At 62.7% G+C, this 11,993-nt stretch carries 7 protein-coding genes; 1 reads left to right on the top strand and 6 read right to left on the bottom strand.

Features of this window, described 5'->3' with window-relative positions:
* Window positions 1-2: 2 nt before the first annotated feature.
* The 6 genes from GJ654_RS04185 to GJ654_RS04160 all read right to left on the bottom strand — a co-directional run bounded on the left by GJ654_RS04185 (window position 3) and on the right by GJ654_RS04160 (window position 8,997).
* Entirely contained in the window at window positions 3-608 is a 606-nt protein-coding gene (locus GJ654_RS04185) for an ActR/PrrA/RegA family redox response regulator transcription factor (protein WP_155444835.1), read from the bottom strand.
* Between the two features lie 78 nt (window positions 609-686).
* On the bottom strand, window positions 687-2,033 hold the full coding sequence (locus GJ654_RS04180; RefSeq protein WP_246664577.1) for an ActS/PrrB/RegB family redox-sensitive histidine kinase: 1,347 nt from the start codon (window positions 2,031-2,033) through the stop codon (window positions 687-689).
* A gap of 7 nt (window positions 2,034-2,040) precedes the next feature.
* The gene (gene typA / locus GJ654_RS04175) at window positions 2,041-3,852 is read right to left on the bottom strand and encodes a translational GTPase TypA (RefSeq protein WP_155444834.1); all 1,812 of its coding nucleotides are present in this window, start codon (window positions 3,850-3,852) and stop codon (window positions 2,041-2,043) included.
* Between the two features lie 191 nt (window positions 3,853-4,043).
* Window positions 4,044-5,342 (bottom strand): TAXI family TRAP transporter solute-binding subunit, encoded by a 1,299-nt coding sequence (locus tag GJ654_RS04170; RefSeq protein ID WP_155444833.1) that lies wholly within the window; start codon window positions 5,340-5,342, stop codon window positions 4,044-4,046.
* A gap of 61 nt (window positions 5,343-5,403) precedes the next feature.
* Window positions 5,404-6,636 carry an argininosuccinate synthase gene (locus GJ654_RS04165; RefSeq protein ID WP_155444832.1) on the bottom strand — a complete coding sequence of 411 codons (1,233 nt, stop codon included), beginning with the start codon at window positions 6,634-6,636 and terminating at the stop codon, window positions 5,404-5,406.
* A 75-nt stretch (window positions 6,637-6,711) separates the two neighbouring features.
* Window positions 6,712-8,997: an NADP-dependent malic enzyme gene (locus GJ654_RS04160; protein ID WP_155444831.1), complete on the bottom strand. Its 2,286-nt coding sequence runs from the start codon at window positions 8,995-8,997 to the stop codon at window positions 6,712-6,714.
* Window positions 8,998-9,176: 179 nt separating this feature from the next.
* On the opposite strand from GJ654_RS04160, the gene mutS reads away from it, so the two are divergent.
* A complete protein-coding gene (mutS, locus tag GJ654_RS04155; protein WP_246664576.1) occupies window positions 9,177-11,930 on the top strand; it encodes a DNA mismatch repair protein MutS in 2,754 nt (917 codons plus the stop codon).
* Window positions 11,931-11,993 lie beyond the last annotated feature (63 nt).

The raw sequence follows: 11,993 nt of genomic DNA, 5'->3' as shown, positions 1-11,993 counted from the left end.
GTTTATTTCGGCGCCCGTTTGGCGAGGATGCGCTGCAAGGTGCGACGGTGCATGTTCAGTCTCCGCGCCGTCTCCGAGACATTGCGTTCGCAGAGCTCGAAAATGCGCTGGATATGTTCCCAGCGCACCCGCTCGGCCGACATCGGGTTGGCCGGCGCTTCGCCGGCCGAGTTCGACGTTGATTTCATCAGGGCGGCAAAAATCTCGTCGCCGTCGGTGGGCTTGGCGAGATAGTCGAATGCGCCCAGCTTGACCGCCAGAACCGCCGAGGAAATGTTGCCGTAGCCGGTGAGAATAATGCCGCGCGCGTCCGGACGGCGGGCCTTCAATTCGCTGATGACATCGAGGCCGTTGCCATCGGTCAGGCGCATGTCGATGATGGCGAAGGCGGGCGGGGTCGATTGAACCGCGGTCATGCCTTCCGCAACCGTATCGGCGCAGGTCACGACAAATCCGCGCGCCGTCATCGCCTTGGCCAGACGATTGAGAAACGGCTTGTCGTCATCGACGATCAGAAGCGTCTTGTCTCTTTCGAAGAGAAGCGCCGCCTCGGTGGCCTCGGTTTCCTTTGCGCTTTCCACGGCTTCATCTTTCCCGAACGGAGGCATGCGAGCTGTCACCTTTTGCCTGAAATCGAACGCAGCACGGATATCCGCGAACGACCAAACAAATTGATGTATGTCAAGTTATACACTTGGCTTTTCAAAACGGCTGCGGCTCCAGCTTAACGAAACGCGAGCCCCGCCACTGCTGGCGTTCCAGAAGGAAACCTTTGCGCCGGATCGCTCCAGGAGGGTTTTGGCGATGAAAACGCCCAGACCGAGCCCCGATCTCTCCTTGATATGCCCGCCCCGCTTTGAATTTCGCACGAGATAGGGCTCGCCAAGCTGGTTGAGCAGCTCGATGGGGAAACCAGGCCCATCGTCGGCAATGACGATCTCGACGATTCGGGCATTCCAGTTGGCCGAGATAACCACCGACGAGCGCGCAAAGTCCGTGGCGTTGTCGACGAAATTCCCGATGCCGTAAACCATGGCGGGACTGCAGTCCGACTGGGGTTCGCCGTCGCTTCCTTTCAAGTCGATCTGGATATCGATCGCGCCTTGCCGATAGGGGCTTGCGATCTGTTCAAGCAGCAAACCGAGCTTTGTGCGCGTAAAAGGCTCGTCGTCGTCTTCCGGGAGCGAGGTGAGCTTGCCCAGGATTTCACGACACCGTCGCGCCTCCTGCTCCAGCAAAGCCAGATCCTCCTTGATCTCCGTTGGAGCCGCGGCGCGGTTTAACTCGTGGGTCACGAGCGAGATCGTCGCCAAGGGGGTTCCAAGCTCATGCGCGGCGGCGGCGGCGAGACCGTCCAGCTTGGACAGATGGTTTTCGCGCTCGAGGACAAGTTCGGCCGCGGACAAGGCCTGGCTGAGCACGCGCGATTCGTTGGCGACCCGGGAGACGTAAACGGAAATGAAAAGGCAGGACACGGTGATCGCCGCCCAGAGACCGTCCTGATAGAGTTGCGGGAGCGAAAAACTTTCGCCGGCGCGCCAGGGCAGCGGCTTGTGAACCAGGCACAACAGGGTGACACAAGCCACCGAGACGGAAACCACGCTGATGATGTGATGGAACCGCAGCGACACGGCGGAAATCGTCACCGGCGCCAGGATGAGGATGGCGAAGGGGTTCTCTATGCCGCCGGTGAGATAGAGCACCGCGCAGAGTTGCAGGACGTCGAAGATCAGAAAATAGGTTGCGTTGACTTCCGTGAGCCGCAAATGCCGTGGCGCGAGAATCGTCGCAACGAGATTGACGATCCCGAGGAAGCCGACCAAGGCCAGGCACAAAACAAGGTCGAACGAGAACTCCAGGATGAACGCGGTCGCCAGAACGGTCACGAACTGGCCGGCGACGCCGAACCAGCGCAGCTTGACCAGCGTGTCCATGCGAAGGAGACGCGCATTCTGTCCAAACTGCACGTCGTCGCTGGGCAGGTGCATCCGCGTCGCGCCAAAGTTGAAGGCGCGCAGGATTCTATGAGGCATTTTGCGCTTAGTCCTTGGCGCGCTCCGCGCGCTTGCGGTCGTTGGGGTCCAGAATGCCTTTCCGCAGACGGATGGACTTGGGCGTCACTTCCACCAGTTCATCGTCTTCGATATAGGCGAGCGATCTTTCCAGAGTCATGCGGATCGGCGGCGTCAGCTTGACGGCTTCGTCCTTGCCGGCGGCGCGGATGTTCGTCAGTTTTTTCCCCTTGAGAACGTTGACCTCAAGGTCGTTCTCGCGGGTGTGCTGGCCGATGATCATGCCGGCGTAAACCTTCCAGCCCGGCTCGATCATCATGGGGCCGCGATCCTCGAGGTTCCACATGGCGTAGGCCACGGCCTCGCCTGCGTCGTTGGAGATGAGAACGCCATTGCGCCGCCCCTGGATGTCGCCCTTGTAAGGCGAATAGGCATGGAACAGGCGATTCATGATCGCGGTGCCGCGCGTATCGGTCAAAAGTTCGCCCTGGTAGCCGATCAGGCCGCGCGTCGGCGCGTGGAACACCAGCCGCAAACGATTGCCGCCGGACGGGCGCATCTCGATCATCTCGGCCTTGCGCTCGGACATTTTTTGCACGACGACGCCGGAAAACTCCTCGTCAACGTCGATGACCACTTCCTCGATCGGCTCAAGGCGGTTGCCCTCCTCGTCCTTCTGGAAGACGACGCGCGGGCGGGAAATGCCCAGTTCAAAACCTTCGCGGCGCATGTTCTCGATGAGGATGGCGAGCTGCAATTCGCCGCGACCCGAAACGACGAAGGAGTCGGAGCCAGGGGAATCCTCGACACGCAAGGCCACATTGCCTTCCGCTTCCTTCATCAGGCGGTCGCGGATGACGCGGCTCGTCACCTTGTCGCCCTCGGTGCCGGCCAGCGGCGAGTCGTTGACCAGGAAGGTCATCGACAGGGTCGGAGGATCGATCGGCTGCGCCTGGAGAGGCTCGGTCACCTCAGGCGACACCAAGGTATCCGCGACGTTGAATTTCGGCAGGCCGGCGATGGCGACAATGTCTCCGGCCTCGGCCTCTTCGATCGGCTGGCGCTCGATGCCGCGGAAGGCCAGAATCTTGGACACGCGCCCGGTTTCAATCAGATTGCCCTGGCGATCCAGAACCTTGACCGCCTGGTTGGTCTTGACGACGCCGGAAAAGATGCGGCCGGTGATGATGCGCCCGAGATAGGGATTGGCTTCGATCAGCGTGCCCAGCATGCGCAGCGCGCCGTCCTCCACGGGCGGCGGCGGCACGTGCTGGACGACCAGATCGAACAGCGGCCCCATGCCGTCCTGCGGTCCCGACGGGTCGTCGGCCATCCAGCCGTTCTTGCCGGAGCCATAGAGAATGGGGAAATCCAGTTGCTCGTCGGTGGCGTCGAGGGCGGCGAACAGATCGAAAACTTCGTTGATGACCTCGTTGGCGCGCGCATCGGGCTTGTCGACCTTGTTGATGGCGACGATCGGCTTGAGACCGATCTTGAGCGCCTTGCCGACGACGAACTTGGTCTGCGGCATCGGGCCTTCGGCGGCGTCGACGAGAACGATGGCGCCGTCCACCATCGACAGGATGCGCTCGACTTCGCCGCCAAAATCCGCGTGGCCGGGGGTGTCGACGATGTTGATGCGGGTCTCCTTCCAGACGACCGACGTCGCCTTGGCGAGGATGGTGATGCCGCGCTCCTTTTCGATATCGTTCGAATCCATCACGCGCTCGGCCACGCGCTGGTTTTCGCGGAACGCGCCGGACTGGCGGAGCAATTGATCAACCAATGTGGTCTTGCCATGGTCGACGTGGGCGATGATGGCGATGTTGCGGAGATTCATGGGGGCCTTAGGAGATCGTTCTGCGAAGTTTGTTCGGGTCGAGCCGCGCGTCACGCCGCCGCAGCGGTGTCCTTCTCGCCATTGGGTGACGCGGCGATGACGGATTGCGACGGGAAGCGAGGCGGGAAGTCGCGCCTGCTCTAAACGAAAAACCCGATAATTGCAAAAGCGCGATGCCAGAGCGGAATGTTTTAGGCGCGGACGACCGCGTCCATGACGATCCGGCGGCGGTCCTTGATGGCGAGGCGCGCCTGCTCGACGGCCAGGGTCAAGCCCGCGAGCTGATGTCCGTCCAGTTTGGGTATGCTCCCGCTGGCCAGCGTATGGGTCAGGATTTCGTCGATTTGCAGTTCGAGGAGCCGCAGGGCGTCCAGATCTTCGGCCTCGCGCGCATTCTTGAGAATCTCCAGCGATCGTTCCAGCAAGAGATCGAATTGCTCGTAGCCTTTGACGGTCACGCGGCTGATCAAGGTCGCGCCGACCGAGGCCAGCAGGCTCGCGACCATCGCTCCGATGTAGATGACGTCGCTGTAGCGCTCGAAAAAGCTTTCCTCTTCGTTGTCGATGAAGGCGGCGGCGCCCGGATGCGTCGGCAGCGCCTCGCCCTTGTCGGTGTCAGGCGTTTCCATGGCGTTGGCGACCGGACTCTTGGCGGCTGCGGCGGTGCGATGGGCGAGCATCTGGCGCACCAGTTCGCCAACGACGCTGTTGGCGAGGTCGTTGTCCGCGACAAGGCGCAAAGTGTCGCCAATGGTCTCGATGTTTTCGGCGGGAAGCGACGGCGCTCCTCCGAAAGCGCCTCGCAGGAGCGTCGTGGCCTCGACCCCTCGGTTCTTCTTGGCCATTGCCGCCGCATCGCCGATGGCGAGGAAGGACGGCGCCCCTTCGCGCGACAGGGTCCGAACCACCTGCACCATGTGGGGGGAGTCAAAACGTCCGAAGGCGAGCACCGCGTCGACCTCGTTTCGGGCGAGCAATCCGGCGAGTTCGGTGATGTCGATGGATTTTCGCGGCAGCGTCTGCGGCGGTAGCGCATATTGCTGCTCGAGCGCGTCCAGCAGCGCGCCCGCGCCTTCGCTTGCTGAGTCCAGCGCGACGGAAGCCACGCGCTTGTCCTTCAGTTCCGCGATGCTGGTCAGGCTGGAACCAGGGGGCGCCATGACGACAAGGATTTGGTGTTCGAGGATGAGCGCCGTGGACGCATTCGGCGGCATGTTCGCATCCGAGCGCACCACGGCGAGTTCGGCGCTGCGCTCTTCCATCGCTTTCGCAGCCGCACGCGAATCGGCTGCCGGCATGATGCGGAATCGCACATCTGAATGATCGCGCACAAATTCCTGGTTCAGGGCCACAAGCAGCTTTTGCGACTCGCCGCCTTTCGCGACCGCAACGCGGAAGACTGTCGGCCTCTCGACATAATAGAGGCCGACCACCGTGAGGGCGACCAGCAGCGCGCCGATCGAAACCGCCAGTGAAAGGAAGCGCCGCATCGTCCGTCCTTTCGAAGGCGAAACGCGCAGCGCAAGTTTCAGACGACGGCGCTGAAGAAAATCAGGAGGTCTTCCGGTCCCGCTTCGCCAAGGTCCGCAATCTTAGCGCGTTGAGCTTGATGAAGCCAGCGGCGTCGCGATGGTCATAGGCGACGGCCCCCTCCTCAAAGGTCACCAGTTCCTGGTCGTAGAGCGAATACGGGCTCTCGCGGCCGACCACGTCTGTGTTGCCTTTATAGAGTTTCACCCGGACGCGGCCGGTGACCTTCTCCTGGCTCTTGTCAATCAGGGCCTGCAACATCTCGCGCTCGGGCGAGAACCAGAACCCGTTGTAAATCAGCTCGGCATATTTGGGCATCAGCTCATCCTTGAGATGAGCCGCGCCCCGATCGAGCGTGATCGATTCCATGCCGCGATGGGCGAAATAGAGGATCGTGCCGCCGGGCGTCTCGTACATTCCGCGCGACTTCATGCCGACGAACCGGTTCTCGACCAGATCGAGGCGGCCGATGCCGTTTTCGCGGCCGAGTTCGTTCAGCCGCGTCAGCAGTTGGGCGGGCGACAGCTTTTCGCCGTCGATGCCGACCGCGTCGCCTTTTTCGAACTCGATCCAGATGTAGGTGGGCTTGTCGGGCGCGTCTTCGGGATTAACGGTGCGGGAATAGACGTAATCGGGCGTCTCCTGCGCCGGGTCCTCCAGGACCTTCCCTTCCGACGAGGTGTGCAGAAGGTTGGCGTCGGTGGAGAACGGCGATTCGCCGCGCTTGTCCTTGGCGATCGGAATCTGGTGCTTTTCGGCGAATTCGATCAGGGCGGTGCGCGACGCCAGGTCCCACTCACGCCAGGGCGCGATGACGGTGATGTCGGGTTCGAGCGCGTAATAGGACAGCTCGAAGCGAACCTGGTCGTTGCCCTTGCCGGTCGCGCCGTGGCAGACCGCGTCGGCGCCGACTTTGCGCGCAATCTCAATCTGCCGCTTGGAGATCAACGGACGGGCGATCGACGTGCCGAGCAGGTAGAGGCCCTCGTATTGGGCGTTGGCGCGGAACATCGGGAAGACATAGTCGCGCACGAATTCTTCGCGCAGGTCCTCGATAAAAATGTTTTCCGGCTTGATGCCCAGCAATTCGGCCTTTTTCCGCGCCGGCTCCAGCTCCTCGCCCTGCCCCAGGTCCGCTGTAAACGTCACGACTTCGCAGCCATAGGTGGTCTGCAGCCATTTGAGGATGATGGAGGTATCGAGGCCGCCGGAATAGGCGAGGACGACCTTTTTGATTTCTTTTTGCTTGGACATTTGAGACTCGCGGGAAATTTTGGCGCGAATATAGGCGCGCCGCGGCGCGGCGCAACCGGTGTTGGCGAATTTCGGTCAGACTTCCGCATTGAAGGCGGCAAGCGCCGCCATGTTGACAATATCGGAATCCTTGCCGCCCAATTGCACGATCTGCACGGATTTGTCGAAGCCGACCAGCATCGGCCCGATGACCATCGCGCCGCCCAGCTCCACCAGCATCTTCGTCGCGATCGAAGCGGCGTGGAAGGCCGGCATGATCAGGACGTTCGCCGTATCGGTGAGGCGGCAGAACGGATAGAGCGACATCATTTCCTTGTTCAGCGCCACGTCGGCCGCCATTTCGCCGTCATATTCGAAATCGACGCGGCGCTGGTCGAGGATGCGCACGGCTTCCTTCACGCGCAAGGTGCGGTCGCCCGGCGGATGGCCGAAGGTGGAGAAGGCCAGCATGGCGACCCTGGGCTCATAGCCGAGCCGCCGCGCGAAACCGGCGGCCTCGACGGCGATGTCCGCCAGATCCTGCGCCTCCGGCATTTCGGTTATGGCGGTGTCGGCGAGAATGACCGGCCGTCCCCGCGCCAGCACCAGCGACACGCCGATCAGCCGATGGCCGGGCTTGTGGTCGATGACGCGCGAAACTTCTTCCAGGGTGATGGAGAAATTGCGCGTCACGCCGGTCACCATGGCGTCGGCGTCGCCGGCGGCGACCATCGAAGCCGCGTAATGGTTGCGGTCGTTGTTGATGATGCGCTGGCAGTCGCGGAACAGAAAACCTTTGCGTTGCAGGCGCTCATAGAGCATCTGCGCATAGGCGCCGTTGCGGTGGGAAATGCGGGCGTTGTGAATTTCGATGAGCTTGTCGTCGAGTTCAACGCCGATGCGCTCGGCGACCTCGGCGACCCGCTCCTCGCGACCAACCAGAATGGCCGAGCCGAGCCCCTGGTTGACGTAAGAGGTGGCGGCGCGGATGACCTGCTCCTCCTCGCCTTCGGCGAACACCACCCGCTTGGGATTGCGCTTCACCCGATCGATGATGCCCTGCATGACGCCGGCGACGGGGTCGCGTCGCGCCGACAGCTGCGCGCGATAGGCGCCCATGTCGACGATGGGACGGCGGGCGACCCCCGAATCCATGGCGGCTTGCGCGACAGCCGAGGGCACGATCGAAATCAGCCGGGGGTCGAAAGGCGCGGGAATCAGATATTCGCGGCCAAAGCGCGGACGGGCGCCCTGATAGGCGCGCGCGACATCGTCTGGCACGTCCTCGCGGGCCAGTTGCGCCAGCGCGTTCACGGCCGCGATCTTCATCTCCATATTGATCGTGGAGGCCCGCACATCGAGCGCCCCGCGAAAAATATAGGGAAAGCCGAGGACATTATTGACCTGATTGGGATAATCCGAGCGTCCGGTCGCGACGATGGCGTCGGGGCGAACGGCATGCGCGTCCTCGGGCGTGATTTCCGGATCGGGATTGGCCATGGCGAAAATGATGGGATTGGCCGCCATCGACTTGACCATGTCCTGGGTCAGCGCCCCCTTGGCGGACAGGCCGAAGAAAATGTCGGCGCCATCCAGGGCCTCGGCGAGCGTCCGCTTGTCGGTGGCGACCGCATGGGTGGACTTCCACTGGTTCATGCCCTCGACGCGGCCGCGATAGACGATCCCCTTGGTGTCGCAGAGGGTAACGTTCTCGGGCGCAAAACCCATGGCCTTGATGAGATCGAGACAGGCGATGCCCGCCGCGCCTGCGCCATTGCAGACCAGCTTGGTTTTCTTGATGTCCCGGCCCGTCAGATGGATCGCGTTGATCATGCCCGCGGCCGCGATGATCGCAGTGCCGTGCTGATCGTCGTGGAAGACGGGAATGTCCATCAATTCCCGCAACCGCTCCTCGATGATGAAACATTCCGGGGCCTTGATGTCCTCAAGGTTGATCCCCCCGAAGGTGGGGCCGAGGTAGCGCACGGAATTGATGAATTCCTCGACGTCTTCGGTGCCGACTTCGAGATCGATGGAGTCGACATCCGCAAACCGCTTGAACAGGACCGACTTGCCCTCCATCACGGGCTTTGAGGCGAGCGCGCCGAGGTTGCCCAGGCCGAGAATGGCGGTGCCGTTGGTGATGACCGCGACCAGATTGCCCTTGATCGTGTAGTCGTAGGCGCGCGAGGGATCCTCCGCGATCGCCTTGACCGGCACGGCCACGCCCGGAGAATAGGCCAGCGACAGATCGCGCTGGGTCGCCATGGGCTTGGTGGGCGCAATCTGAAATTTGCCGGGTCGTCCCTTGGAATGGAACTGCAACGCTTCCTGATCGGTGAAGGTTGGGCGCTTGGCGCGACTCGGCTTGGTGTCGGACATTCTTTGATCCTGATGGCTGCGGGGAGCGGGGACCTTAGCCTCGCGAGGCGAAATGACAAGCAGTCCTTTGGACAAGAAGCGCGCGCGCCGAAAATTCATTGGAAAAGCTTATTCCCGAGCCATGAACGGCTGTGCGCGCCGGCGGGCTTTGCTAGTTTCCCCGAAGAAGAGGAACATTCATGTCGAGCGCCAACGAAGCCGCAGATCCGATCGACGACGTCATTGACGGCGGCGAGGCCGCGAAGCCGAAAGCGTCCGGCGCCGACGCGCGCGTCACGCCGATGATGGCGCAATATCTCGACATCAAGCGCGCGCATCCCGATAGCCTGCTGTTCTATCGCATGGGCGATTTCTACGAGCTGTTCTTCGACGATGCGAAGATCGCCTCACAGACCCTTGGCATAGTGCTGACAAAACGCGGAAAGCACCTTGGCGATGATATCCCCATGTGCGGCGTGCCCATCGAGCGGTCGGACGATTACCTGCAAAAGCTGATCGCCTCGGGCCATCGCGTCGCCGTCTGCGAGCAGACCGAGGATCCCGCCGAGGCGCGCAAGAGAGGCGGCAAGTCCGTCGTCAAACGCGACGTCGTGCGACTGGTCACGCCGGGCACATTGACCGAGGAGCGCCTGCTGGAGCCGGGACGCGCCAATCTGCTCGTCGCCCTCGTCCGTCAGATGGAGCGCGACCCAAAATCCCTGTTCGGACTGGCGGCTGTCGACATTTCGACCGGCGCCTTTGATGTTTACGTCACCGAAGCCGGCGCGCTCGGCGCATTGCTGTCGCGACTGGAGCCACGCGAAATCGTCGTCTCCGACGTTCTGCTGCAAGACACGAGCCTCGCCGACCGCCTTGGCGAATGCGGCGCTGCGCTCACGCCCCTGAACGAGCGGGCGTTTTTCGGACGGGCCGCCGAAAAGAGGCTGCTGGACTATTATCGCCTGGGCACGCTCGACGGGCTCGGGACTCTGTCGCGTCTGGAAATCGACGCCGCTGGCCTCTGCCTCGCCTATATCGAAAGGACGCAATTTGCGGCCAGGCCGAGGCTGAACCGGCCGACCCGCGTCGAAACCCGCGCCAATCTGGAAATCGACGCGGCGACGCGCATAAACCTTGAACTGGCGCGCAGCCAATCCGGCCAGCGCCAGGGGAGCTTGTTGTCCGTGTTGGATCGCACGGTCACATCCGGCGGGGCCAGAACCTTGGCCGAATGGCTCGCCGCGCCGCTGCGCGACATCGAAAAGATCGCGCTGCGCCAGGACGCTATCGCCTTCTTCGCCGACGAACCGCTCTCGCGCGCCGACCTGCGGCAGAGATTGCGCGCGGCGCCGGACATGACCCGCGCCCTGGGACGGCTCGCCCTCGATCGCGGCGGCCCTCGCGACATGGCGGCGCTGCGCGATGGCGTGTTCGCCGCGACCAGTTGCGGCGCGCTGCTCGCAACTGGGAATCCGCCGTTTTCGCTCGCCAAGGCGGCGGAGTTTTTGGGCGGGCTCGACACCTCGTTCGCCAACCTGCTCGCGGCTGCGCTGAACGACGAACTGCCCCTCGACCGCCGCAGCGGTGATTTCGTCCGCGCCGGTTTCGATGGCCAGCTCGACGAGACCCGCGCGCTGCGCGACGATGGCCGGCGCGTCATCGCCTCCTTGCAGGGGCGCTATTGCGACGAGACCGAAATCCGCCAACTCAAGATCAAGTACAACAATTTTCTCGGCTATTTCATTGAGGTGAACCAGGCGAACGGGGAGAGGCTTCTCAAGCCTCCTTTCAACGCAACCTTCATCCACCGGCAGACGATGGCGGACGCCATGCGGTTCTCGACGACCGAGTTGTCCCAGCTCGAGAGCCGCATCACCAATGCCGCGAGCGAAGCCCTGGCGATCGAAACCCGCATTTTTGCTGATATCTCGGCAAAAGCGCTCGAAAAGTCTGCGGAACTGGACGCCATTGCGAACGCCCTGGCGGCGCTGGACGTGTTGGCCGCGCTGGCCGAGATCGCGGCCGAAGCCGGATGGGTCCGTCCCCGGGTCGATAACAGCCTGGCTTTCCATATCGAGGCCGGGCGGCATCCGGTGGTCGAGGCCGCCCTGCGGGCCAAAGGCGAGCCTTTTGTCCCAAACGACTGCGACCTCGGCGGGAGTTTAGGCAAGAGCGCCGACAGCGGCGGGAAGCTGGCGGTCGTTACCGGGCCGAACATGGCGGGTAAATCCACATTCCTGCGCCAGAACGCCCTGATCGCCATTCTCGCGCAGATCGGCTCCTTCGTTCCGGCGAAATCCGCCCATATCGGCGTCGTCGACCGGCTGTTTTCCCGCGTCGGCGCTTCCGACGATCTGGCGCGGGGCCGCTCGACCTTCATGGTCGAAATGGTCGAAACCGCTGCAATCCTCAATCAGGCGACCGAGAAATCGCTGGTCATCCTCGACGAAATCGGCCGTGGCACGGCGACCTATGACGGCCTGTCCATCGCCTGGGCGGTCATGGAGCATCTGCACGAGACCAATCGCTCGCGCGCGCTGTTCGCCACGCATTTCCATGAGCTGACGCATCTGCGCCAAAAACTTTCCCGGCTCGTCAATTTGTGCATGCGCGTCTCCGACTGGCGCGGGGATGTGATCTTCCTGCATGAGGTCGCCCAGGGCGCGGCGGATCGCTCCTATGGCGTCCAGGTGGCGAGTCTGGCGGGATTGCCCCCCACCGTCGTAGAGCGCGCCCGGAGCATATTGGCGGAATTGGAAACGACCGACCATCGCCCCACCGTCGAAAGGCTCGTCGCGGATCTGCCGCTGTTCGCCATTCCCCCGCAAAGGCCGGAGCCAGTTCGCCAGGATGCGTTGCGCGACGCGCTGGCCGCCATGGATCCCAATGAAATGACCCCGCGTCAGGCGCTCGACGCCCTTTTTGCCCTGAAGCAAATCGTGCGCGAGGCCTGACGCAAAAATTCGATGTTCCGGGACAACCAGGTGTCGTAAGGTGACGGTTATGCTCGCAGGAGT

It is taken from the genome of Rhodoblastus acidophilus (genome assembly GCF_009720655.1).
Taxonomy (GTDB): domain Bacteria; phylum Pseudomonadota; class Alphaproteobacteria; order Rhizobiales; family Beijerinckiaceae; genus Rhodoblastus; species Rhodoblastus acidophilus_A.
This window is presented reverse-complemented; position numbering and strand designations above follow the sequence as displayed.